This window comes from Nonomuraea rhodomycinica (assembly GCF_013363995.1).
In the GTDB taxonomy this organism is placed as follows: domain Bacteria; phylum Actinomycetota; class Actinomycetes; order Streptosporangiales; family Streptosporangiaceae; genus Nonomuraea; species Nonomuraea rhodomycinica.
This window is the reverse complement of record NZ_JABWGO010000013.1, coordinates 194,589-216,616: the sequence shown is the minus strand read 5'-3', so window position 1 is coordinate 216,616 and position 22,028 is coordinate 194,589. Positions and strand designations below refer to the sequence as shown.

At 70.8% G+C, this 22,028-nt stretch carries 25 protein-coding genes; 13 read left to right on the top strand and 12 right to left on the bottom strand.

What is annotated here, in order from left to right; genetic code table 11:
* Positions 1 to 28: 28 nt before the first annotated feature.
* Together HT134_RS46410 and HT134_RS38185 are read right to left on the bottom strand one after the other, a co-directional pair.
* On the bottom strand, positions 29 to 1,633 hold the full coding sequence (locus HT134_RS46410) for a serine/threonine-protein kinase (RefSeq protein WP_175605358.1): 1,605 nt from the start codon (positions 1,631 to 1,633) through the stop codon (positions 29 to 31).
* Entirely contained in the window at positions 1,633 to 2,025 is a 393-nt protein-coding gene (locus tag HT134_RS38185; protein WP_175605357.1) for a MerR family transcriptional regulator, read from the bottom strand. The genes HT134_RS46410 and HT134_RS38185 overlap by 1 nt, the downstream gene beginning before the upstream one ends.
* A 65-nt stretch (positions 2,026 to 2,090) precedes the next feature.
* On the opposite strand from HT134_RS38185, the gene HT134_RS38180 reads away from it, so the two are divergent.
* On the top strand, positions 2,091 to 3,299 hold the full coding sequence (locus tag HT134_RS38180; protein ID WP_175605356.1) for an MFS transporter: 1,209 nt from the start codon (positions 2,091 to 2,093) through the stop codon (positions 3,297 to 3,299).
* Positions 3,300 to 3,306: 7 nt separating this feature from the next.
* Here HT134_RS38180 and HT134_RS38175 read toward each other — a convergent pair whose 3' ends face one another.
* The gene (locus tag HT134_RS38175) at positions 3,307 to 4,380 is read right to left on the bottom strand and encodes a MerR family transcriptional regulator (protein WP_175605355.1); all 1,074 of its coding nucleotides are present in this window, start codon (positions 4,378 to 4,380) and stop codon (positions 3,307 to 3,309) included.
* A 34-nt stretch (positions 4,381 to 4,414) separates the two neighbouring features.
* The gene (locus HT134_RS38170) at positions 4,415 to 4,687 is read right to left on the bottom strand and encodes a hypothetical protein (RefSeq protein WP_175605354.1); all 273 of its coding nucleotides are present in this window, start codon (positions 4,685 to 4,687) and stop codon (positions 4,415 to 4,417) included.
* Positions 4,688 to 4,811: 124 nt separating this feature from the next.
* Here HT134_RS38170 and HT134_RS38165 point away from each other — a divergent pair, with 124 nt between their 5' ends.
* The gene (locus tag HT134_RS38165) at positions 4,812 to 5,300 is read left to right on the top strand and encodes a GNAT family N-acetyltransferase (protein WP_175605353.1); all 489 of its coding nucleotides are present in this window, start codon (positions 4,812 to 4,814) and stop codon (positions 5,298 to 5,300) included.
* 3 nt (positions 5,301 to 5,303) lie between these two features.
* On the opposite strand, the gene HT134_RS38160 is transcribed toward HT134_RS38165, so the two are convergent.
* The 3 genes from HT134_RS38160 to HT134_RS38150 all read right to left on the bottom strand — a co-directional run bounded on the left by HT134_RS38160 (position 5,304) and on the right by HT134_RS38150 (position 8,074).
* On the bottom strand, positions 5,304 to 5,942 hold the full coding sequence (locus tag HT134_RS38160; protein ID WP_175605352.1) for a GOLPH3/VPS74 family protein: 639 nt from the start codon (positions 5,940 to 5,942) through the stop codon (positions 5,304 to 5,306).
* A complete protein-coding gene (locus tag HT134_RS38155; RefSeq protein ID WP_312888737.1) occupies positions 5,939 to 7,321 on the bottom strand; it encodes an APC family permease in 1,383 nt (460 codons plus the stop codon). The genes HT134_RS38160 and HT134_RS38155 overlap by 4 nt, the downstream gene beginning before the upstream one ends.
* Positions 7,322 to 7,552: 231 nt before the next feature.
* Positions 7,553 to 8,074, bottom strand: coding sequence for a GNAT family N-acetyltransferase (locus tag HT134_RS38150; RefSeq protein ID WP_312888736.1), 522 nt, complete (start codon positions 8,072 to 8,074; stop codon positions 7,553 to 7,555).
* A gap of 186 nt (positions 8,075 to 8,260) precedes the next feature.
* Here HT134_RS38150 and HT134_RS38145 point away from each other — a divergent pair, with 186 nt between their 5' ends.
* Together HT134_RS38145 and HT134_RS38140 are read left to right on the top strand one after the other, a co-directional pair.
* A complete protein-coding gene (locus HT134_RS38145; RefSeq protein ID WP_175605350.1) occupies positions 8,261 to 8,800 on the top strand; it encodes a DinB family protein in 540 nt (179 codons plus the stop codon).
* Between the two features lie 27 nt (positions 8,801 to 8,827).
* Entirely contained in the window at positions 8,828 to 9,379 is a 552-nt protein-coding gene (locus HT134_RS38140) for a GNAT family N-acetyltransferase (RefSeq protein WP_175605349.1), read from the top strand.
* Between the two features lie 253 nt (positions 9,380 to 9,632).
* On the opposite strand, the gene HT134_RS38135 is transcribed toward HT134_RS38140, so the two are convergent.
* On the bottom strand, positions 9,633 to 10,337 hold the full coding sequence (locus tag HT134_RS38135) for a hypothetical protein (protein WP_175605348.1): 705 nt from the start codon (positions 10,335 to 10,337) through the stop codon (positions 9,633 to 9,635).
* Positions 10,338 to 10,449: 112 nt separating this feature from the next.
* On the opposite strand from HT134_RS38135, the gene HT134_RS38130 reads away from it, so the two are divergent.
* Together HT134_RS38130 and HT134_RS38125 are read left to right on the top strand one after the other, a co-directional pair.
* Positions 10,450 to 10,920 carry a GNAT family N-acetyltransferase gene (locus tag HT134_RS38130; protein ID WP_175605347.1) on the top strand — a complete coding sequence of 157 codons (471 nt, stop codon included), beginning with the start codon at positions 10,450 to 10,452 and terminating at the stop codon, positions 10,918 to 10,920.
* 2 nt (positions 10,921 to 10,922) lie between these two features.
* A complete protein-coding gene (locus HT134_RS38125) occupies positions 10,923 to 11,351 on the top strand; it encodes a VOC family protein (protein WP_175605346.1) in 429 nt (142 codons plus the stop codon).
* Between the two features lie 136 nt (positions 11,352 to 11,487).
* Here the strand turns inward: HT134_RS38125 and HT134_RS38120 are convergent, their stop codons facing one another.
* The 3 genes from HT134_RS38120 to HT134_RS38110 form a co-directional block, all read right to left on the bottom strand.
* A complete protein-coding gene (locus HT134_RS38120) occupies positions 11,488 to 11,886 on the bottom strand; it encodes a hypothetical protein (RefSeq protein ID WP_175605345.1) in 399 nt (132 codons plus the stop codon).
* Between the two features lie 58 nt (positions 11,887 to 11,944).
* Positions 11,945 to 12,493 carry a hypothetical protein gene (locus tag HT134_RS38115; protein ID WP_175605344.1) on the bottom strand — a complete coding sequence of 183 codons (549 nt, stop codon included), beginning with the start codon at positions 12,491 to 12,493 and terminating at the stop codon, positions 11,945 to 11,947.
* Between the two features lie 146 nt (positions 12,494 to 12,639).
* On the bottom strand, positions 12,640 to 13,317 hold the full coding sequence (locus tag HT134_RS38110; protein WP_175605343.1) for a macro domain-containing protein: 678 nt from the start codon (positions 13,315 to 13,317) through the stop codon (positions 12,640 to 12,642).
* A 340-nt stretch (positions 13,318 to 13,657) separates the two neighbouring features.
* Between HT134_RS38110 and HT134_RS38105 the strand changes: the two genes are divergently transcribed.
* The gene (locus tag HT134_RS38105) at positions 13,658 to 15,274 is read left to right on the top strand and encodes an ADP-ribosyltransferase domain-containing protein (protein ID WP_175605342.1); all 1,617 of its coding nucleotides are present in this window, start codon (positions 13,658 to 13,660) and stop codon (positions 15,272 to 15,274) included.
* Between the two features lie 423 nt (positions 15,275 to 15,697).
* Entirely contained in the window at positions 15,698 to 16,915 is a 1,218-nt protein-coding gene (locus HT134_RS38100) for an MOSC domain-containing protein (RefSeq protein WP_175605341.1), read from the top strand.
* Positions 16,916 to 17,027: 112 nt separating this feature from the next.
* Here the strand turns inward: HT134_RS38100 and HT134_RS38095 are convergent, their stop codons facing one another.
* Entirely contained in the window at positions 17,028 to 18,410 is a 1,383-nt protein-coding gene (locus HT134_RS38095) for an alpha/beta fold hydrolase (protein ID WP_175605340.1), read from the bottom strand.
* 194 nt (positions 18,411 to 18,604) lie between these two features.
* Between HT134_RS38095 and HT134_RS38090 the strand changes: the two genes are divergently transcribed.
* From HT134_RS38090 to nadE, 5 genes are all read left to right on the top strand, one after another.
* Positions 18,605 to 19,375 carry an alpha/beta fold hydrolase gene (locus HT134_RS38090; protein WP_175605339.1) on the top strand — a complete coding sequence of 257 codons (771 nt, stop codon included), beginning with the start codon at positions 18,605 to 18,607 and terminating at the stop codon, positions 19,373 to 19,375.
* 71 nt (positions 19,376 to 19,446) lie between these two features.
* Positions 19,447 to 20,148, top strand: coding sequence for a helix-turn-helix domain-containing protein (locus HT134_RS38085; protein ID WP_175605338.1), 702 nt, complete (start codon positions 19,447 to 19,449; stop codon positions 20,146 to 20,148).
* Between the two features lie 55 nt (positions 20,149 to 20,203).
* Positions 20,204 to 20,749 carry a dihydrofolate reductase family protein gene (locus tag HT134_RS38080; RefSeq protein ID WP_175605337.1) on the top strand — a complete coding sequence of 182 codons (546 nt, stop codon included), beginning with the start codon at positions 20,204 to 20,206 and terminating at the stop codon, positions 20,747 to 20,749.
* A 72-nt stretch (positions 20,750 to 20,821) separates the two neighbouring features.
* The gene (locus HT134_RS38075; protein ID WP_175605336.1) at positions 20,822 to 21,070 is read left to right on the top strand and encodes a hypothetical protein; all 249 of its coding nucleotides are present in this window, start codon (positions 20,822 to 20,824) and stop codon (positions 21,068 to 21,070) included.
* A 91-nt stretch (positions 21,071 to 21,161) separates the two neighbouring features.
* A complete protein-coding gene (gene nadE, locus HT134_RS38070; protein ID WP_175605335.1) occupies positions 21,162 to 22,001 on the top strand; it encodes an NAD(+) synthase in 840 nt (279 codons plus the stop codon).
* The last annotated feature ends 27 nt before the right edge of the window (positions 22,002 to 22,028 follow it).

Below are 22,028 nucleotides of genomic sequence, written 5' to 3'. Positions count from 1 at the left end.
CGCTACCCCGTAGCCGAGGGGACACGCGTCACGTGGGGAAATGCAGGACCACGTACTCGTACTCGCCCTCGCCGGCCCGCTTGAACGTCCCGTCGCCGTCGAGGTCGCGGAACACGGTCAGGTACACGTCCTGCCGCTGGTCCGCCACCGCCGTGTCCACCTTGTCGCGGAAGAAGCGGGAGACGAAGACCTTGTCCTGGGTGTCCGACTGGTGGGAGACGCGGGTGCCGACCAGGTAGTTGTGGCCCTCGTTGTTCAGGTACAGCCGTCCGGAGCCGTACTCGTAGTCGGCGATCCCGGTGCCCGGCCGGAAGCAGGGGTGGTCGGCGACCTTGCCGCCGTCGGTGATCGAGAAGACCGAGTCGTCGGTCCACGCGCAGACCTGGAGCGCCTCGTCCTTCTTCAGCGTGGGGAAGCGCAGCTCGAACGGGCTGCGCCTCATGGCGACGGTGGTGACCGGCCGGTCCAGGTCGGACAGGCTCATCGGGCTCGCGGCGCCGTCCTGCCACACCTCCAGCCCGAGGCGCGGGGTGCGGCTGAGCTGGCCGGCGGCCGAAGCGGTGGGCGTGGGGATGGGCTTGGGGCCGGGGCCTCGTCCGAGGTTCGTGGTGACGAAGACCGCCCCCGCCACCAGGGCGGCGGCGGCTCCGACGACGGCGGCCGACCGCACGACGGCCCGCGCCCGAGCCTGGCCGGGCCGGGTCGTGTCCTTCCGTGGGGGCGGCGGGGTGTTCGCGGCGTGAGGTCGCGGCGGCGCCATCAGGTGCGGGGACGGCGTGCTGGGCCGCGGAGGCGTCATCAGGTACGGGGAGTCGGCCCCGCCCGGCCGGTCCTCCATCAGGCCCAGCAGCACCTGCTGCGCGCTCGGCCGCCGCGCCGGGTCCTTGGCCAGGCAGGCGGCCACGTACTCCCGTAACCTCCCGGCCAGCGCGCCGAGGTCGGGCTCGGCGTGCATGATGCGGTAGATGACGGCCGGGAGCTGCTCGTGCCCGAACGGCGGCCGGCCGTTGGCGGCGAACGCGAGCGTGCAACCCCAGGCGAACATGTCCATCGGCGGCCCAGCCGGATCGCCCGACAGCTGCTCGGGCGCCATGTACGCGGGCGTGCCGACGGCGCCGCTGACGGTGGCGGAGGAGGCGTCGAGCGGCCGGGCGATGCCGAAGTCGATCACCCGCGGGCCGTCGGCGGCGAGCAGCACGTTCGCGGGCTTGAAGTCGCGGTGCACCACCCCGGCCGCGTGGACGGCGCCCAGCGCCGTGGCCGTGGCGATGGCCAGCCGGTCCAGGTCGGCGCCCGTCAGCACGCCCCGCTCCCGCACGGCCTGCAGCAGCGACGGCCCCTCGACGTACTCGCTGACCACGTACGGCGGGTCGGCGCCGGGGTCGGCCGCCAGGACGCGGGCCGTGCAGAACGGCGCCACCCGCTGGAGCGCCGCGAGCTCCCGCTCGAAGAAGCGCCGCAGGTCGGAGCCGGACCCGAACCCGTCGTGCAGCAGCTTGACGGCCACCTTCACCCCGTCCGGCGACGTGCCGAAGAACACGGTCCCCTGCCCGCCCTCGCCGAGCCGGCCGTGCAGCACGTACCCGGCGATCTCCCGGGGATCCGTGGAGCGGAGCGGTCGCAGCGGCGGCATCAGCGGCCGCCGGGCGCGGACGGCTCAGGCGCCTTGCTCCGCCGCACGACCTCCAGGTACTCCTCGATCGCGTCGCGGTTGCGGGTCAGGCAGGCGATGCGGTGGTTCATGCGGTCCAGCTCCCCCTCCAGGGTGGCGAGCATCTCCGGCGTGGCGTCCTTGAAGTGGATGACACGAGGTTTGTCCAGGCAGGGCAGGATCTGCTTGATGATCCGCGTGGGCAGCCCGGCGTCGAGCAGCCCGCGGATCTGCACGACCCGGTCCACGAACCTCTCGTCGTAGTCGCGGTAGCCGTTCGCGCACCGCGTGGGCATGATCAGCTCCTGCTCCTCGTAGTATCGCAGCAGGCGCCGCGGCGTGCCGGTGCGCTCCGCCAACTCTCCGATCCGCACGTGACCGACCTCACATGTCGTCGCTTTGACCTTCACATCTATGTGATGGTTCGAGCATACGCAGCATGAGCGACCGCATCACGCGGCCCGCCCCGCCCAGCACCGCGATCCCCGGGGAACGCCTGCCCCTGGGCGCGCTGCTGGCGCTGGCCACGGCCGCCTTCATCACCGTACTCACCGAGACCCTGCCCGCCGGCGTCCTGCCCGCCATGAGCGCCGGCCTGGGCGTGAGCGAGTCCGCGACCGGACAGCTCGTGACCGTCTACGCGATCGGCACCGCCGTCTCCGCCATCCCGCTGTCCATCGCCACGGCGGGCTGGCCGCGCAAGCGCCTGCTGCTGAGCGGCGTGGCGGGGTTCGCCATGGCCAACACCGTCACCGCCGTCTCGGCGACCTTCCCGCCGGCGCTGGTGGCCCGCTTCGTCGCCGGGGTGGCCGCGGGGGTCGTCTGGGCGCTGCTCGCCGGGTACGCCCGCCGCCTGGCCCCCGTCCACCTGCAGGGCAAGGCCATGGCGATCGTCATGGCGGGCATACCGGCGGCGCTGTCGCTGGGGGTGCCGGCGGGCACCTTCGCGGGCGCGGCGCTGGGGTGGCGAGTGACGTTCTGGGCGATGACGGTGATCGCCGTCGTGCTGCTCGCCTGGATCGCCGCGCTCGTCCCCGACCACCCCGGCCAGCGGGGAGGCGGCCGTCCCGCGCTCCTGCGCACCCTCACCGTGCCGGGCGTCGCGCCGGTGCTGCTGGTGACTCTGCTGTTCGTGCTGGCGCACACGATCCTCTACACGTACGTCGCGACGCTCCTGAGCGCCAACGGCCTCGGCGGCGCCGTGGACCTCGTCCTGCTGATCTTCGGTGTCGCCTCGCTGGTGAGCATCTGGCTCGTCGGGGCGCACATCGACCGCCGCCTGCGCCCGCTGACCGTCGGCGCCGTGATCCTGGTCGCCGTGGCGGCCTTCGTGCTGGCCATCGCCGCCCGCGACCACGCGCTGGTGTACGTGGCGGCGGCGCTGTGGGGGCTCGGGTGGGGCGGCGCCCCCACGCTGCTCCAGACGGCGGCCGGCGACGCGGGCGGCGAGGCGGCCGACACGGCGCAGGCGGCGCTGGTCACGCTGTGGAACGCCGCCATGGCGGCCGGAGGCGCGGTGGGCGGGGTGCTGCTGGACCTGTTCGGGACGGGCGCGTTCGCGTGGAGCACCCTGGTCCTGCTGGTTCCCACCCTGGCCGCCGTTCTCCTGGCCCGCCGCCACGCCTTCCCGCCCAGCCGCCTCACGTGACGCGTGGTCAGCCGGCGATCCGGGCGCGCAGAGCGCGTACGGTCCAGTCGAGCGGCGGTGCCAGGCTCTCGGGCGGCGGCCAGTCGTTGACGACGGCCAGCAGCCGCAGGTAGCGCTCACGGCGCGGGTCGTTCACCGCCTCCAGGTGGCCGAGCAGCCGCCTCCGGAGCCCCTCGTCGTCTCCCGCGGCCGGACCGGCCTCGCCGGGCGGCGTGGACTGCAGGGCGTACCGGGTCAGGATCGCGGTGACGACCGCGCCGGCCTCCTCGGACGCCGGATCGAGGCCGGCCGCCACCGCGGGCCGCGCCTTCTCGCGGACCACCGCCACCGCGTCCGGCCCGGGCACGGCGCCGGGCGCGGTCAGGGCCGCGCACTCCTCGGCGACACGGCGCATCACGGCGCGGAAGCCGGGGTCGCGGGAGAGCTCGGCCAGCTCCACCCACGCCTCCACCTGCTCCGGCTCGGGGTCGTCGGGCAGCTCGGGCGTCATCGAACACCTGATCCCGGCGAACGGGCCCACAGCGGCCCGGGCACCAGTGCCGGTCCCCGTCGCGGTCCTGGCCGCGGTCCGCGTCGCGGTCCCGGCCTCGGTCCCGGTCTCGGTCTCGGTCTCGGTCGCGGTCCTGGTTGCGTCCGTCTCGCCGAGGCCGCCGAACACGGCGTCGAGGAAGTCCTCGACCAGCCGCCGCCGCTCGTCCTCCGAAAGCCTGGCCAGTGCGTGCATGAGCTCCATCTCCTCAGGGGTGGCCCCGCGCCTGGCCACCGCCGTCAGCACCGCGCGCCGCAGCCGCAGCGTCCGGATCCGCACGGCCAGCGCCTCCGCGTGCGCGGCGGCCACCTCGGGCAGCGCGACCTCCCGGTCCACGACCCGGCGCACCGTGGGCAGGTCCAGCCCCAGCTCGCGCAACGTCCGTACGAGATCCAGCCGCGCGACGGCGTCCACGCCGTACAGGCGGTAACCGGCCGGGGAACGGCCGATCGGCGGCACGATGCCCTGATCGGAGTAGAACCTGATGGTCTTGACCGTCAGCCCGGTCCGCCGGGCCAGGTCGCCGATCGAGTAGCGCGCGTCGCCCTCCATGCCCCCCACCCTGCCGTCTCCCCTCACTGGAGACTCAAGGGCGCTGCCACGGCTTCAGCGGGGGCGGCGCGTCGGCGTCCTCCAGGTACCGCTTCGCCCCGTCCACGCATTCAGGGCAGACCGGCTTCTCGACCGCGCGGGCCACGGCCTCCGGGCTCGGCTCGCGGACCGAGCCCAAGGCGGTCATCCCGGGCGGGAAGCCGGTCTCGGGATCGACGGCGAACATCGTGGCGGTCGCGGGGTCGTAGGCGAACGTGCGGCCACAGCCGTAGCAGCGGCCTATCGTCGTAGGCTGCTTGTCCGTCATCAGCTCGTCCGTCCCGTCTGTCGTCCGGCGTGCTCATGGTCGTCCGGCGTGCTCATGGTCGCACGGCCGGCCGTGGCCGCCCAGTCCACAGCCTGTGGACCACCGATCACGAGAGGTGCCACCGTTGAGAATCCGCCGGGCAGTTCCCGAGGACGCCGCCCTCCTGGCCCGACTCAACCCGTACGTCCACTCGCTGCACGTCGAGAGCCGGCCCGACATCTTCCAGGAGACCCCTGACGTCGAGCGGCTCACGGCGCGCTTCGCCGAGCGACTCCGCCAGGACACCGCACGGATCTTCGTCGCCGAGCTCCAGGAGGGCGAGCTTCCGGACGGCGAGGCCGCGGGGTACGCGGGCGCGACCGTGCACCACCGTCCCGCCGACGTCCTGCTGAACGCCGACTCCTTCATCGCCCTCGACCAGATCGTCGTCGTGCCCGCGGCCAAGCGGCTCGGGGTGGCGGGCGCGCTGCTGGAGGCCGTGCGGGAGGCGGGCAGGCAGGAGGGCTGCCGGCGCATGGTCACCGACGTCTGGGACTTCAACGAGGGGGCCCGCTCGTTCTACGAGGCGGTCGGCTTCCGGCCCATGAAGCGCCTCCTGGAGCAGCCGCTCTGACGCTCAGCGGTAGATGGCGACCGCGGCCTCGGCCACCAGCGTGTCCACGAGGTCCACGACCTGCTTGGCCTCGGGCGAGTCCGCGTCGGCGATGGCGCGCAGCCGTTCGATGAGCTTGCCGGCCGGCTGGTTGAGGTAGAGCTCCGCCTCCACCCGCAGCACCGACACCAGGCCGCACAGCACGGCGCAGCGCGTGTCGGCCTCCTTCCAGCTCTCCGCGGCGGCCCGCACCCCCGACGACGCGCGTACGGCCCAGGTGATGTCGGTGAGCTGGTAGCGGAGGTACGGCAGCATGCCCATGCGGCGCTTGGTCACCGGGGCGAGCACGCCCTTGGCGACCAGGTCGTCGCGGGTGCGCTCGTAGATGTCCTTCGCCGCCGTCTTGATCCAGAACTTGACGTCCTCGTGGTCCCGGTCCCGCGGGATCAGGCCGACCATGGCGTCGGCGATCGGGTCACCGGTACGGCCGCGCTCGAAGACGGTGACCCGGCCCTGGACGACGGCGACGCGGTCGTCCAGGATCAGCTCGGCCAGCACCGCCCCGGCCAGCCCCAGCGCCAGCGACGACTGGTGGGTCAGGAGCTTGCCGGCCTCGGTGTGGGCGATGAGGTAGAGGTCCTGGTGGAGCGGCAGCCGGTTCACACCGGCTCCTTCCCGCCGAGGCCGCGCAGGACGGGCCGGCGTCCCGTGGCGTACATGCCGGCCAGGAAGACCGCGCCGACGACGAGCCAGACGAAGCCGGTCACCTGCGCGAGGACGTGGGCGTTGATGACGACGAGGATGAGGATCGCCATCCCGATCAGCGGTGAGATCAGGTGCGCCCACAGGTTGTCCGAGCGACGCCGGATCATGTAGTGCACGATCACCGACACGTGCAGCATGATGAACGCGACCAGCGCGCCCATGTTGATCAGGCTGCCGAGCACGTCGACGCCGTCCTCGCGGGAGGCCATGTACAGGCCGAGCCCGACGGACAGCGCGGAGACGAGCAGGATGGCGTTGGTCGGCACCGAGTTCTTGACCGACACCTTGGACAGGAACGCCGGGAGCTGGCGGTCGCGCGCCATCGCGTACAGCAGGCGCGACACGGCCACCTGGGCGACCAGCGTGTTGGCCACGCCCCAGGAGATGGCGGTGGCGTTCGAGGTGAGCTCGCGCAGCCATTCGCCGCCCGCGACGGCCGCCGCGTCCTGGAAGGCCGTGCCGGTGTCGTGGTTCAGCAGCGTGGCCGGGTCGGGCACGAGCAGGGCGGCCACCCACACCTGGACCATGAACAGCACGCCGGCCAGCACCAGCGCGAACCGCATGGCCTTGCTCACCTGCGCCGACCCGCCGGTGGACTCCTCGACCAGCATGCTGATCCCGTCGAAGCCGAGGAACGACAGCACGGCGACCGACACTGCGGCGAAGATCACCGGCCACGAGAAGGTGTCCGGGTTGAACAGCGGCGAGAGGCTGAACCCGTGGCCCGCGCCCTGGAGCAGGGCCCAGACGCCGGCCCCGAGGAACAGCACCAGCACGACCAGCTCGGCGGCGATCATGATGCGCGTGAGCCGGATCGTCATGCGGACGCCGCGCAGGTTGATCACCGTGTTGACGGCCACGAAGATGATCAGCCAGCCCCACACCGGCACCTGCGGCACGGTCTCGTTCATGGCCAGGGACGCGACGAGGTAGAGCAGGCTCGGCAGGAGCAGGTAGTCGAGCAGGATCGCCCAGCCCGTCATGAACCCGACGGGCGGGCTGATGCCGCGGCTGGCGTAGTTGTAGACCGATCCGGACAGCGGGAACGCCTTGACCATCTGGGCGTACGAGGCCGCCGTGAACAGCAGGGCGACCATGCCGACCAGGTACGCCAGGACCGGCATGCCGCCCGACCGGTAGTACACGAGCCCGAAGATCGCGAAGGGGGCGATCGGCACCATGAAGTTGAGGCCGTAGAACACGAGGTCGGCCGGCCCGACGCCGCGCCGCAGCTCCTGCCGGTAGCCGAACTGCTCGATCTGCTCTTGTGGCTGCACGACAGTCTCTCCATGTCGTCATGCACCGGTGTGCGGGGGGTGGCCGCCGGTCCGGAACGGATCACGGACATCGCGGTATTTCAACGGGTGATCCTCCCGTAGCGGAGGGTCGCGTCGCAAGGGGCGGAAGGGGCAAACGGGCATTGAGCGCCTGTTGTGGCCGCAAGGTGACCCTAGGGTGACCAAAATCCAAGCCGAAACCCCGCGCCGGCCTCACGGGCCCGGCGCGCCTCAGGCGGGGTCGTCGGTGAAGCCGAGGCGCCGGTTCATCGCGATCGCTGATGCGTTGCGCGGGTGGTGGAACGTCCTGAGCAGCCCGTACCCGGACGAGCGGACGAAACGGATCGCCAGCAGCTTCAGCGCCAGCGACAGCCCCTTGCCCCGGTACGGCGCGAGCACGCCGGTCATCTCGCTGAACGCGTACCCCTCGGCCGGGTGCAGGGAGGTCGCGGACATCCCGACCCACGCGCCGTCGTGGACCGCCAGGACGACGCCGCCGGGATGGAAACCGGGCGACTCGAAACGCCTCTCGACGAACTCCTCGTACGCGAAGAACTCGCCCCGCTCGGGGATGTCGGCCGAGCACGTCTTGTTGAGCTCGTAGAGGGCGCGCCGGTGGTCCTCCGTGTCGCCGCCCAGCTCGGCCATGGTCGTCAACCCGATGCCCGCCTCGTGCGCGCGCCGCAGGTACGGCTCGAAGGCCGCGTCGTCGAACCCGTCCACGTCCAGCCGCAGCCGCACCCACTCCACCACGAACCTGATCTTAGTCGTCGGGCACCGGCCTCCCCTCATGGCCCGGGGGCGAGAACTCCTCGTGCGCGGCCATGTCCAGCAAGACCGTCGCGTCGTAGGCGGAAGTGCCCGGCTCGGTGTGGTGGACGACCAGGCGGTGGCCTGCGGCGCGGAGGGGGTGGGTGCCCTGCCGGTATGATCACCCCCATGCCCACCCTCGACGACCAGGGCCGCCCGGAGCCCCCTCTCGCGGGCGACGAGATCGCCACCGTCCTGGGCTTCCTGGAGTTCCTGCGGGCGACCCTGGAGTGGAAGTGCGCCGGACTGGACGCCGACGGGCTCAGGGCCACCACCGGCGCCTCCTCGATGACCCTGGGCGGGATGCTCAAGCACCTCGCGTACGTCGAGGACGAATGGTCCGCGTACTGGCTGCACGGGCGGGACCGCCAGCCCCCGTGGGACGCGGTGGCCTGGAAGGCCGACCCCGACTGGGACTGGCACTCGGCCGCCGACGACACCCCCGAGCAGCTCCGCGCCATCTGGCGGGAGGCGGTGGACCGCTCGCGCTCCCTGGTGGCGCAGGCGCTCGCCGACGGCGGCCCCGACCAGCTCGCCCGCCGCACCTTGCCCGACGGCCGCGCCCCGAGCCTGCGCTGGATCCTGGTGCACCTGGTGGAGGAGTACGCCCGGCACAACGGCCACGCCGACCTGATCCGCGAGTCGGTGGACGGGCTGACGGGGGAGTGAGCCCGTGACAACCCTGGAGAGGCTTCGATGACGAATGACGCGGCGGTGCGGCTGCGGCCGGTGACCGAGGACGACCTCGACATGTTCCGGCGCTTCGCCACGGAACCGGGCCTCATCGGGCTCGACTGGACCGGGTTCCGCGACGCCCAGGCCCCCGCCCGGCGCTTCGCCACCGACGGCTACCTCGGCAAGGAGCACGGCCGGCTCATGGTGGCCGTGGACGGCAGCCAGAGCGCGGCGGGCTTCGTGGACTGGCACGAGACCGTCGTCGGCGTCGCGACGTACTGGGAGATCGGCATCGCGCTGCTGCCCGAATGGCGGGGACGCGGCATCGGCTGGCGCGCGCAGACGCTGCTGTGCGACTACCTGTTCACGCACACGCCGGTCGAGCGGATCGAGGCCCGCACGCACCCGGAGAACATCGCGGAGCAGAAGTCGCTGGAGAAGGCGGGATTCCGGCTGGAGGGCGTGCTGCGCGCCATCGAGTTCCGCGACGGGCAGTGGCGCGACGGCTGGGTCTACAGCAGGCTGCGCAGCGACCCCGCACCATCCCACCCCGGCCCCGCGGACGCCGCCTGATCTCGTCCAGGACAGTTCGCCGGATTGTCCTCGCGCATGTCAGCAGCAGTACCCGTTCGCGCCGGCGGGGGCGGCCGTGGCCGCGGTGATGGCGGCTCCCGGCCCGAGCGAACTGAGCCCCGTGAGATCGGACGGCCTCCAACAACCCCAGTGCGACGATCGAGCCCGGATGAGCCTCCACGGCGCGCCGCACGGCGTGTCCGTCATCCGGCCGTTCTGGGGGCGGTCATGCCCCTCTGGGAGGGCGCCGACGTCACCACCACCTGGACGTCGCGCCGCGAACCTGCGGCAGGCCGCGCAGCATCCGTACCCCCAGCGGCGCCAGAGCCACGCAGAGCAGAACGGTCACCAGCACGTCCGGGACCGAGGCGCTCTTCAGCACCCCCATCCAGGTGCCGCCCGCCAGCAGCAGCATCACCGCGCGGGCGACACCGAACAGGCACGAACGCCATGCGGCGACAGCCAGCAGCAGGGACCCCGCGTACTGGCCGACCGACGCCCAGACCGGTATCCGCCACGGCCCGTACGAGATGTCGACGTACTCCTTCATGATCGCGTCCGTCGCCCGGTCCAGCCCGAGGGCCTCGGTGAGCTGGAAGGCGGTCTGGTCGGCGCCGGCGAAGTACAGACGGGCGAACAGCCCGGCGACCAGCAGCGTGCCGCCCCAGAAGGCGAGACGGCCCCCCACCTGCTGCGCCAGGGCGACGAAGGCGGGGAAGAGCAGCAACGCCCCCAGCGCGAACACCGCGTACGCGAGGGTGAACAGCGCGGGCTCCGAGGTGTAGGCGAGGAGCTGGCCGTACGCGGCGAACGGCCGCGTCTCCGCCCACGCCTGCTGCTGAGGGGTGAGGGCGACGGCCGAGCTCAGCCGGCGCAGCAGATATCCGGCTGCCATGACGACCGGTCCGAGCACGAGGGCGACGCCGCCGAGCCGGCGTCCGGGGAAGTACGCGTCCATGACGGCGAACATGTCACCGGCGGCCCGGACGGATCATCCGCCGATCGTCAACCGCCACTCCTGTCGAAAGTCATGTCCATGCCCGTCCGGGATCTTCCCTATCGTTCTCGTCATGACGACAAGCCTCCGGCTCGTGCCCATCACGCCCGCCAACATCGACGCCGCCCTCGCGGTGAAGGTCCGTCCCGACCAGGAGCGGTTCGTCTCGCCGGTGGCGAAGTCGCTGGCCGAGGCATACGTCCACCCGCAGGTGGCCTGGCCGCGCCTCATCCTGGACGGTGAGAGCGCCGTGGGCTTCCTCATGGCGTTCCTCGACATCGACTGGGACGGCAGGGGAGTCGACTTCCGGTCCGGCCTGTGGCGCCTCAACGTGACGCCGGACGCGCAGGGGCGCGGAGTCGGCCGCTTCGCCGTCGCATCGGTCGCCGCCGAGGTCAGGCGTCGTGGCGGCAGGCAGATGTACGTCACGTGGGAGCCGGCGGAGGACGGGCCGGAAGGCTTCTACCGGAAACTGGGGTTCCAGCTCACCGGGGAGACGAGCGGCGGCCAGACGGTCGGCGTCCTCGACCTGACGAACCGCTGATCGTGAGCGGGAGGACGACGAACGGCGGGCCCGTCACCGGAACGCTGCACCACGTCGAGATCTGGGTCCCCGACCTGAGCCGGGCCGTCGCCGGCTGGCGATGGTTGCTGGCGGCGCTCGGCTACACCGAGTTCCAGCACTGGAGCGACGGACGCAGCTGGCGTCTGGGTGACACCTATCTGGTCCTGGAGCAGTCGCCCGCGCTCACCTCCGACCGGCATGACCGCCGCCGCCCCGGACTGAACCACCTGGCCTTCCATGTGGAGAGCCGAGCCCTGCTCGATGCCCTGGTCGAGCAGGCGCCGGCGCACGGCTGGACGTTGATGTTCGCCGATCGGCATCCGTTCGCCGGTGGGGAGCAGCACTATGCCGCCTACCTGGAGGACCGGGACGGTTTCGAGGTGGAGCTGGTCGCTTCCGACGCATCCTGATCCGCCGGCCTCCGGTCCCTGGTCGCCGGTCGGACGGAGCGCCGTCAGGCCGCGCACATGACACGTTTCTCAGATGTCGATTCTCAGCCGTCGAGTCCGTTCGGCAGACGCCATCGTCCTTGCGGCGGCACGACCATCAGAGAAGGACCGCGGAAACGCCCAGCAACACCGCTTGAAGAACAATGACACTGACGGCGATGCGGAGCGCCGTCAATTTCCAGAGAAGTGCCAGCAGGACCCGCTGCGCGGCCCATTGCCCGACCGACTCACGGTCGACCGCACGCACGCTGAGCAGTGACGGCTTCGCGCCAGGCCGTCGCCAGAGTCCCACGACCAGGACGACCGCGGCACCCACCCCGCACGCCTGCGAGAACAGGCCCGCCAATACCGACAGGGGGCCATCGACCACCGTCTCGCGACTCACCAACAATAACATTCCGGTACCGGCGAGCAGGAAGACCCCGGCGGTGTCCGCCCATGAAATCGTACGACGATGACGAGCGGTATCCGAGATGGACAGCGTCGAATCCGTCACACCTCAGACCGTAGCCCGATTCAAGAACGACGCAATACCTTGAGGGCAGGCGCGACGATCAAGCTCGTGATCTCAGCCGTCGCCACCAGGAAGGCTTGATGACGCGAGCAGCGCTCCCGCGAGGCGCCTCCCCGGTGGCGGCATACTGGAAGAACGCCTCAAGGTCATGCACGGTCCCCTCGCGGATCCGCTTGGCGACCTTGTTGTGCGGGTAGCCGCGCACTCCGCCGGGGCTCTCCACGGCGGCGGCCTTCTCGTCGGCGCAGTACACCCATCGCCATCCGCAATTGCGGACGATCATCTCGCCCAGGTACGCGCCCGCACTCAAGATCATGCTGTGCGTGACCTCGGGCGGCGGCTCGGCGGCGGCGAACTCGGCGCAGTAGTTGTCGAGGTGGCGAAGGAACGCGGGGTCCCAGTCGAAGGAGTGGCCGTCCGCGCGCGAATGCTCCATGAACAGCTCGGCCAGGTCGCTCATGTGTGCGGCAGTTTCGGCGTCGCTCGGCGGTGGGTCCTGCTGTGCCTTCGCGCGCATCGTCGCCTCCTCGATGTTGATTCGGATCAGCGCCAGGTCAGAGCCGCCGCGGCAGAGCCGCCGCGGCTCCACCTGCCGGGCGCATCCTGGCGCACCCGGGCGCATCCGGCCGCTCCGCTGACGTCGGACCGATCGAGTGAGCCCCGACGACGGCTCGGGTGAGGTCCGACCGGCTCAGGTGACCTTCAACCGGCTTACGTGACTCTGGGCCAGGATGTTCAGCCACGCGCCCCGGACGACTCCGGCGGCGTGATCCGCACCCGCGTCTCCTCGGAGTGGGTCTCAAGGTCGTCGAGCTGCTCGTTGATCGTCTTCCGCAGGTCGTCGTAGTCGCGGAACGAGAAGTCGTTGAACAACGTGTAGCCCGTCCACATCAGGTTCGCGCACACCCGCGCGGGCACCCGGCCAGTCGCCGCGCCCATGCCGACCAACGCCACCGACGTGATGCTGCCCGGCTCCTTCTCGTTCTGCATGTGGATGGCCTGGAACGCGGCGGCGCACGCCAGCGCCACGTTGAGCGTCTCGCTGACGTTCTGCGCCGACTGCACCATCGTCGGGGTCGAGATCAGGAACTTCGGGTTCACCGCCCCGGACGGCACGCACACGGCGCTGCCCACCGGCAGCGCTCCTCCGAACTGGTCACGGATCGCCCGCTGGACGCGCAACTGGATCCCTGCCCCGAGGTGCCGCTTGATGACGGCATCGACCCCGCCGTCCATCCGGCCGCGCGAGTTGGTCGGGTTGACCCAGGCGTCGACGTGCTGGTCGAGGATCGAGCCGTGGTGGATCTCGATGTCGGGGGTGTCGGCGAACGCCGCCCGCCATGACTGCACCACCTCCGCGTTGACGTCCGCCAGCACTACCTTGAGCTGCGGCTTCACACGGTCGACGATCATGGCTCACTCCGGTCGCGGGGGATGGGGGTTTCCGACGTCGATGAAGATACCGCCGCCCCCCGACAAAACAGATCTTGGCAGTGGGAGAGGGAGCGACGCCCACGCTCGTGGACGCCCACCCCGTACGCCGCAGTCTCGAACACCCTCGCGCTGACGGCACCTCATGTTGTGTCCCGGCTCCGAACGGACCCGCGGACCAGGCCGTACACCCCATCCACGCCTCCCGTAGGAACGAGGCGGCGGCTCCGAGATCGCGTAGAGGATCTTCACGCGGCACAATTCCTCCACCCCCAAGTCCCCCGTGCCTCGCAGCGGCACGGCTCGCCATACGGAGCCCATGATGAGAGACGACAGCGCCTCCACTCCTCCCGCCCCCCACGACCCCCTCGCCCTCACCGACCTCTTCAACGGTGGCGGCGAGCCGTGGTTGCCGCTGTTGAAGCCGGTCATCGAGGCGCAGCCGGCCGCGGCGACCTTCATCGGCCCGGGACGCAGCCCGATGGTCGTTCCCGTACGGGAGTTGACCTTCCAGGCGCTCAAGCCCAACCCGCCGCACAAATGGAAGGTCGTCGTCTTCGGCCAGAACCCGTATCCCCGGGCTGAGAGCGCCACGGGCATCGCCATGTTCGACAACACCTTCCACGACTGGAAGGACAGCCAGTTCGGCAAGGTGGTCAGCATCCGCTGCATCATCAAGGCCGCGGCGATGTGGAAGCACAGCATCCCCAAGAAGACGCCCATCGCCGACATCCGCGCCCTGCTGAAGCAGCACGACACCGTGCAGCCGCCGGAGTGGTTCCAGGCGATGCTCACCCAGGGCGTCCTGCTGCTGAACGCGGCGCTCACCGCCAGCAGCGACGGGGCGATGGCCACCGACCAGCACACCGCGTTCTGGCGGCCGGTCGTCGAGAAGATCGTCGAGGAGATCCTCAGGGCCAAGCAGAACGCCGAGGAGAAGGACCGCGGCGTGGTCTTCGCGTGGTGGGGGGTTCACGCCCGCAGCCTGAAGCAGGTCGTCCTCCGGCTGCAGAAGAAGTACCCCGAGGTGGAGGTGCGGCACATCGACCACCCCAACCCCGCCGCCCAGGGCGACATCTTCTGCGAAGGCGACCACTTCGGCACGGTCAACGAGGCGCTCCGGGCGCTCGGGGCCGACGACATCGACTGGCTGCCCAGCAAGGGGTGGAACAAGCCGACCTCGCAGGACGGCGGACCGGACGCGGACACCGCCGACCGGATGGGGGCGTTCATCGCCTCCACGATGGAGCTGCACAAGCTCTACCTCGAACGACTCGCCAGCGTCAAAGACGAGGGACTGGTCCTTCCCGCGATCACCGGGGTGTTCGACACCCCGCTCATGGACTTCCGCGAGGCCATCCGGCCGGTGGCCAAGCTGCTGTCGGGACTCGACTGGCACGCGGAACAGTCGCACCAGTTCGGTACGAAGCAGGCGGCCGGCGCGCCCGGCGAGCTGACCGCCGACGAGATCGCGGCGCTCTACCTCTACACCTGCGAGTCGGCCTTCTACCGGCAGATCAACGCGACCCTCCGCAATCCCGACCGCGGCCAGGTCGTCCCGTACCTGCCGTACCTGCGGCTCCTGTTCTCGGCCGTGTCGCGTCTGCCGGTCCGTAAGGAGCCGCTGTGGCGCGGGGTGTCGCTGGACCTGCGGGCGCAGTACCCGCTCGGCCGGACCGTGACGTGGTGGGGCGTGTCCTCCTGCACGTCGAAGCTCGGCGTGGCCCAGGCGTTCCTCGGTCGCCGCGGCAAGCGAACCCTCTTCGAGGTGCTGCCGGCGAGGGCCGTGGGCATCCGCAGGTTCTCGGCGTTCACCGGGGAGGAGGAGTACATCCTCGCCCCCGGTACGCAGCTCAAGGTGACGGATGTGAAGGTCGAACGCGGCGGCCTGTGCACGGTGAAGCTGGCGGAGTTGGAGGAGCAGTACCTGGTGGCGTGAGCGTGTCGGGGCGGTCATGGTGCGGGGAGTGCTCCAGGTCGGTTGATACGGCCTGCGTCGGCGGAGTGTGTGGGCTCATGGTCTTTTGAGGCGCGTGCTTGCGAGCGCGGTGCTTGCAAGCACGCGGGGCGTGAGGCCATGAGTCACATGGGGCGATCGGCGATCGGCGATCGGCGATCGGTGATGGGCGATGGGACGGGGCGCTGCTTGCGACTGTGCACGTGAGTCACGGGGAGAAAGGCATGCTCACGGTCGCGTGGCGTCGGGCACGGGCGTGCTCGCGGTCGAGCAGGAGATATGGGCGTGCTGGCGGAGGTGCACTATTCGGGTATATAGGCGCTGATAAAGCTTATCTATGTGGATGTCGGTAAATGCGGCTATTCGCCTATATGAATTGTTTGTCACGTCGCATAAGCTGCGGCCATGTTTCTTGATCAAATCATGATTTATCCGCTCAAGTCCGGTAAGAGTCGCTCTCTGGCGGAGGCGGTCATTCACCCCTGGGGGTTGGAGGGGGACCGCCGGTGGGCGGTCGTCGACGAGCGGGGCGACAACTTGTGGCTGGGCGAGTTCCCGCGGCTGGCTTCCGTCGCCGCGGACCCCACTCCGGACGGTGGGCTACGCCTGGCGGCACGAGGGATGGAGCAACTCATCGTGCCGCCCGCCACGGGAGCGACCACGCCGGTCGGCTTCACCGGCCTGGACCGGGCGGTGCTCGCCGACGGCTCGGCGCACGCCTGGTTCACCGAACTGCTCGGCCGCCCGGCCAGGCTGGTGTGGCTGGACGATCCCCGACGGAGGTCGATCGACCCCGCGCACGGTGGGCTGCCCGGTGAGGTGGTCAGCTTCGCGTGGGACGCGCCGCTCCTGCTCATCTCGGAGTCGTCGGCACGTGTCCTGGACGAGTGGTTGGCCGAGGAGGCGGCCAAGCACGGCGGCGAGGTGGCCGACCACCACGGCGAGGCGGCGACCGACCACGGCGATGCGGCGACCGACCACGGCGAGGCGGCGACCGACCACGGCGATGCGGCGACCGACCACGGCGATGCGGCGACCGACCAGGGCGATGCGGCGACCGATCAGGGTGAGGTGGCGATCGACCAGGGCGAGGCGGCGACCGACCACGGTGAGGATACGCCTGTCCGCGGCGAGTCCGCGCTTGTGCGAGGTGGGTCCGCGCCCTTGCGGGCTGGGTCCCCGCCCCTGCGTGGTGGGCCCGAGCCTCTGCGTGGTGGGTCTGCGCCTCTGCGGGGCGGGTCTGCGCCCTTGCGGGGCGAGGAGATGTCTGTCGTCCGTGGTCAAGGCGGGTCGGTGAGCCGTGGGTCGGTGAGTCAGGTGGGCGTGCCGGGGCGGTTGTCGCGGGTGCGGTTCAGGCCCAGCGTGATCATCGAGGGTGCGGAGGCGTTCGCGGAGGACCGTTGGAGCGAGGTGCGGATCGGCACGGTTCCGTTCCGTGTCTCGGAGCTCTGCGACCGGTGCGCCGTGACCACGATCGATCCGGAGACCCAGGTCAAGGGCAAGGAACCGCTACGAACCCTGGCCAGGCACCGCAAGTGGGACGGCAAGACGTGGTTCGGTATCCGCTTGGTGCCGTTGGAGCTGGGCCGGATCCGGGTGGGTGATCCGGTCAGCGCTCGGTGACCTGCGGCCAGAAGGGCAGCCCCATGGGCTGTGGCGTCGGAGGCGGCAGGGCGCGGATGGCGTGGACGGCGTGGACGGCGCGGACGGCGTGGACGGCGTGGACGGCGTGGGGTCAGCATGTCGTGTTCTTCGGTGGGAGGACCTTGTCGGTGAGATAGCGGTTGATGTGGTCGCGTGCGCAGGGGTTGACGCCGTAGAGGGTGTGGCCGGGGCCGTCATGGATGATCGTGACGCTGCCCGGGACCTGGTCGATCGCTCTGGCGACCGCGTCCGACTCGCCCCAGGCGCCGGCGCCGAGCAGGGGCGGAAGCGTCTTGGGGAGCGGGGCGGGCGGGTTGGTGACGGGTGCCGGCCAGCCGATGCACTGCAGGGTGCCGGTCGCTATGGTGCCGGCCGTGCCGGCGTTGGGGGCGGCCTGTCGCAGGCGCGCGACGGTCGCGTCGAGCTCCTTCCGGTCGGCGGGACGGGGCCAGTCGGTGCATTCGGTCACGCCGGTGGCCTGGTCGGGGTAGCGGGCGCCGCGGGCGGGGACGAAGGCGGAGGCGTCGCCGGCGTGAGCCTTGCGGATGGCCTGGGCCAGCGCCGGCCAGGCGGTCTTGCCCTGCCGGGCCGACGCGATGGCGAAGGCTTGCAGGTCGCGGCCTGTGTAGGCGACGTTCTTCGTGGCGGGGACGGGCGTGCGATCGGCTCTGGCCACCAGGGCCCGCCAGGTGCCGCGGATGCTCTTGCAGCCGTTGGTGGCGCACCAGTCGAAGAAGCGGGTCAGGAACTGTTCGTTGCCCTTGGCCATCTCCTCCAGTTCGTGGTTCCAGTCGGCCGGACTGTGGTTCCAGGTGCCGTCGAGGACCATGGCGCGCACCTGGTCGGGGAAGAGGCGGGCGTAGGCCTGGCCGTAGAAGCCGGCGTAGGAGGCGCCGTAGTAATTGAGCTTGGCGCCGCCGAGGGCCTTCCTGATGGCCTCCACGTCGCGGGCGTGGTCGGCGGAGCTCATGTTGGCGAAGAGCGCGGGATCGGCCTGGCGGCACACCTCCGCCTGGCCGCGGTTGGTGTCGGACAGCCGGCCGAGGTCGGCGTCGTCGCGCGGGAACTCGGGGATCGGGGTGCGGGTCCACAGGCAGGGCAGGCCGGTGCCGAGGCCGCGGAACTGCACGCCGTAACCGCGGGTGTCCCAGGTGACGATGTCCATGCGTTTGCGCAGGTCGGTCCACCAGCTCGACTGCGACTCGGTGAGGGCGACGCCGGGGGCGCCCGGCCCGCCGTAGGCGACGAGGGCGACGCCCTCCGACGTGCCGGTGGCGGCCAGGCGGCCCAGCTTGAGGGTGATCTTGCGACCGCCGGGGTCCTTCCAGTCGACGGGGACCTGGAGGTCGGCGCACGTCATGCCGATCTTGTCGTCGGGGCAGGCGCTCCAGTCGAGGGCGTCGGCGGCGCGCTGGGCGTGCGCCCCGCCTCCGGTGCTCACCAGGACCAGCGCCATCGCGAGTGACTTCAACATGCCGTTCACGATGCTGGAAAGGGCAGGCGTGGCGCGTCGGACCACGGTCTGATATCTCGGGGTGGGGAGTCAGACCTGGGGTTGTCATCCCGATCGCTCCTCGGCGCTGACCCCCATAGCGTGTCACGAAGAGGGCAGCGGAGGGGCGGAGGGTGGGAGTGACGAGGGCGGACGTGGGCGCGGCCCGGAGGCTCGTGATCGGTGACGTGCCGATCGTGGCCGAAGACCACGGCGGGCAGGGCAAGGACGTTCTCCTTCTGCACGGTGGCGGGCGCACGCGCCGGGACTGGGACGTCATGGCGCGGCTGCTGGCCGGCAACGGCTTCCGCCCGGTGTCGATGGACCTTCGCGGCCACGGGGAATCGGGCCAGGCGCCATGGTCATGGCGGGAGGCGCTGGCAGACGTCGCCGCCGTCGCCGAGGAATACGGGCTCCATCGCCCCGTGGTCGTCGGACACTCCCTCGGCGGAATGGTCGCCGCATTGTGGGCCGGAGAACATCCGGAGTGCCCGCTCGCGGTCAATCTCGACGGCCACGGGAATCCGACGCGGCCCGGCCAGTTCTCCGGCCTCGACGACGCCATGGCGGCGCGGGCGTGCCGGGAGATGACCGCGTTCCTGGAGGAGATGGGCCGAGGGCTTCCCGAGTCCTTCCTCCAGGTGATGCGTGAGATAGACGCCCTGGACCTGTTCGCCGCCTATCGTGCCGCGCGTTGCCCGGTCCTCGTCGTCAGCGGTGACGCGACGGCCTTCGCGGCCGTGTTCCCCGACCATCTCGTCCCTGCCTGGAACGCCTACTGCGCCTGGGTGCGACGACAGCTCGAGGAGGTCACCCGAGAGTCGCGGCTGGTACGGGAAGCGCGTCTGCCGACGGGGCACGATCCGCACCTGGAGGACCCCGAGGCCCTGCTGCGGCTTCTTCTCGATCACCTGGGCGACAGTCGCCGGGAGGTGCGCATCCGCTGACCGCAGATGCCCGTTCTCCCGCATCATGGGAACGTCGGCGCAAGCCGGCGGAGCCGAGAGGAAGGACCCGGATGGGCCTGGAGGTCGAGAGCCGACCGTCCGATTCGCCGTACGTCGAACGGGTGTGGCGCAGCACCAGCCACGACGTGAGCAGGATGACGTCGATCGCGGCCGCGCATCTGGACCTGGTCTTCTGGCAGCACCGCGGCAAGGTCAGCGCGGCCGTCATGGGCCCCGAGACGAAGGCGGGCCACGCCCCCGTCCCCGAGGGCGCCACGTTCTTCGGCATCCTCTTCTCGCTCGGCACTTCGATGCCGCATCTTCCGACCAGCCGGCTCGTCGACGGTTCCGCGGAGATCCCGGATGTGACGCCCAGGTCGTTCTGGTTGAAGGGCTCCTCCTGGCGCCTCCCCGACTACGAGAACGCCGAGACCTTCGTACGGCGCATGGTGCGCGAAGGCATCGTGGAACGCGATCCGGTCGTCGCCGCCGCCCTTCACGGTGCGCCGCCGGACGTGTCCGAACGCACCCTCCAGCGGCGGTTCGTGGCCGCGACCGGACTCACCCGCGGCGCCGTCCGCCAGATCGACCGGGCCAGGCGGGCGGCCGTCCTGATCCGGGAAGGCGTGCCGATCCAGGACGTGGTCCACCGGCTCGGGTACTTCGACCAGCCGCATCTGGCTCGGTCGCTGACCCGCTACATCGGCCGCACCGCCACGCGGTTGACGGACCTCGACGCGGCGGAGCCGCTGTCGCTTCTGTACAAGACCTGAGCGTCCGGTCCCGCCTAGCCTCGCACCATCACCTGGACGTTCGAGGAGCGGAGCGATGGCTAAGATCATTTCGAACTTCTTCATTTCTGTGGACGGCGTGGTCGAGTCGCCGGACAAGTGGCACTTCCCGTACTGGAACGACGAGATGGGGGCCGTGGTCGAGGCGGGCATGCAGGGCGCGGCGGCGATGCTCATGGGACGCAGGCTGTACGACGAGTGGGCCGCGTACTGGACGACGACGGAGGCCGACCAGGACATCGCCCGGTCCTTCAACGACATGCGCAAGTACGTCGTGTCGAACACCCTGGAGAAGGCGGACTGGAACAACACCACCGTCGTCAACGGCGACGTCGCGGCCAGGCTGCGCGACCTCAAGAAGCAGACCGACGGCGACATCCAGATGTCCGGGTCGGCGACGACCGTGCGGTGGCTGCTGGCCAACGGGCTGCTCGACGAGCTGAACCTGCTCGTCCACCCGATCGCCGTCGGGCGCGGGCAGCGGCTGTTCGAGGACACTCCCACTCACCCGCTGAAGCTGGTCAGGTCCGAGACGTTCCAGACGGGGGTGCTCAACCTGACCTACGTCCCGGACGCCGGCTGACCGATCGACACCTTTCCCGAACGGACGCGCCCGGCGACCTCCGGCGCGGCGGGACCGTACCGGAGGAGCGACATGAGCACGGACGTGGAGAACGAGGCCGCCGTCGGCCGTTACTTCGCCCGCTTCGGCAGGCGGCGCCACAGGTTGGCACGCGTGTACGGCGGCTGGGTACGGCTCATGGTCGCCGAGCACGGCCCGGAAGTCCTCGACCGGATCGAGATGGGCATCGGGCGCGAATGCTGTGACGAGGAGCAGGCGCGCGTGGAACGGCTGTCATGGACGAAAGCCAGGTACGCGCAGCGGAGGAGAGCCCGCCGGTAAGGGGCCGGGCGGACGTCCCGGTCGGCCCTGCGGAACGATCCGCGCAGGCCCCGCCCCGAACCAGCCGATTTTCGGTCAGTACAGTACCTGGATGGCGAACCTACGGCAGCAGATCCTCGCCGAGCTCGGCGTCAAGGCGACCATCGTCCCCAAAGAGGAGATCCGGCAGCGCGTCGACTTCCTCAAGGACTACCTGCGATCGACCCCGGCCAAGGGTTACGTGCTCGGGATCAGCGGCGGCCAGGACAGCACGCTGACCGGCAGGTTGTGCCAGCTCGCCAGTGAGGAACTGCGCGCCGAGGGGCACGAGGCCGTCTTCGTCGCGGTGCGCCTGCCGTACGGTGTGCAGGCCGACGAGCACGACGCCCAGATCGCGCTGGAGTTCATCCGGCCCGACCGGTCGATCACGGTGAACGTCAAGCCGAGCGCCGACGCCGCCGGCGCCGAGACGGCGCTCGGCCTGCGGGAGCTGCTGGGCGGGGAGCCCCACCTGCGGGACTTCGTGCGCGGCAACATCAAGGCCCGTGAGCGCATGGTGATCCAGTACTCGATCGCCGGGCAGCTCGGTCTGCTCGTCGTGGGCACCGACCACGCGGCGGAGGCGGTGACCGGATTCTTCACCAAGTACGGGGACGGCGGCGCCGACGTCACCCCGCTGACCGGGCTGACCAAGCGCCAAGGCGCCGCCCTGCTGCAGGAGCTGGGCGCTCCGCCGAGCGTCTGGGAGAAGGTGCCGACCGCCGATCTCGAGGACGACCGTCCCGCGCTGCCCGACGAGGTGGCTCTCGGGCTGACGTACGCCCAGATCGACGACTATCTGGAAGGCGCAGGCGTCACGCCGGAGCTGGCGGCGAAGGTGGAGTCGATCTTCCTGGCGACCCGGCACAAGCGGACCGTCCCGGTCACCCCGCTCGACGACTGGTGGCGCTGACCGGCATCTTGCCGTCGCCGTCGGCCA

What these genes read in the sequence shown, in the direction of transcription:
- HT134_RS46410 (WP_175605358.1), bottom strand. Translation starts at nt 1,633, where the DNA reads ATGCCGCCGCTGCGACCGCTCCGCTCCACGGATCCCCGGGAGATCGCC.
- HT134_RS38180 (WP_175605356.1), top strand. Translation starts at nt 2,091, where the DNA reads ATGAGCGACCGCATCACGCGGCCCGCCCCGCCCAGCACCGCGATCCCC.
- HT134_RS38175 (WP_175605355.1), bottom strand. Translation starts at nt 4,380, where the DNA reads ATGGAGGGCGACGCGCGCTACTCGATCGGCGACCTGGCCCGGCGGACC.
- HT134_RS38170 (WP_175605354.1), bottom strand. Translation starts at nt 4,687, where the DNA reads ATGACGGACAAGCAGCCTACGACGATAGGCCGCTGCTACGGCTGTGGC.
- HT134_RS38145 (WP_175605350.1), top strand. Translation starts at nt 8,261, where the DNA reads ATGCCCACCCTCGACGACCAGGGCCGCCCGGAGCCCCCTCTCGCGGGC.
- HT134_RS38140 (WP_175605349.1), top strand. Translation starts at nt 8,828, where the DNA reads ATGACGAATGACGCGGCGGTGCGGCTGCGGCCGGTGACCGAGGACGAC.
- HT134_RS38135 (WP_175605348.1), bottom strand. Translation starts at nt 10,337, where the DNA reads ATGGACGCGTACTTCCCCGGACGCCGGCTCGGCGGCGTCGCCCTCGTG.
- HT134_RS38130 (WP_175605347.1), top strand. Translation starts at nt 10,450, where the DNA reads ATGACGACAAGCCTCCGGCTCGTGCCCATCACGCCCGCCAACATCGAC.
- HT134_RS38110 (WP_175605343.1), bottom strand. Translation starts at nt 13,317, where the DNA reads ATGATCGTCGACCGTGTGAAGCCGCAGCTCAAGGTAGTGCTGGCGGAC.
- HT134_RS38105 (WP_175605342.1), top strand. Translation starts at nt 13,658, where the DNA reads ATGAGAGACGACAGCGCCTCCACTCCTCCCGCCCCCCACGACCCCCTC.
- HT134_RS38100 (WP_175605341.1), top strand. Translation starts at nt 15,698, where the DNA reads ATGTTTCTTGATCAAATCATGATTTATCCGCTCAAGTCCGGTAAGAGT.
- HT134_RS38095 (WP_175605340.1), bottom strand. Translation starts at nt 18,410, where the DNA reads ATGTTGAAGTCACTCGCGATGGCGCTGGTCCTGGTGAGCACCGGAGGC.
- HT134_RS38085 (WP_175605338.1), top strand. Translation starts at nt 19,447, where the DNA reads ATGGGCCTGGAGGTCGAGAGCCGACCGTCCGATTCGCCGTACGTCGAA.
- HT134_RS38080 (WP_175605337.1), top strand. Translation starts at nt 20,204, where the DNA reads ATGGCTAAGATCATTTCGAACTTCTTCATTTCTGTGGACGGCGTGGTC.
- HT134_RS38075 (WP_175605336.1), top strand. Translation starts at nt 20,822, where the DNA reads ATGAGCACGGACGTGGAGAACGAGGCCGCCGTCGGCCGTTACTTCGCC.
- nadE (WP_175605335.1), top strand. Translation starts at nt 21,162, where the DNA reads ATGGCGAACCTACGGCAGCAGATCCTCGCCGAGCTCGGCGTCAAGGCG.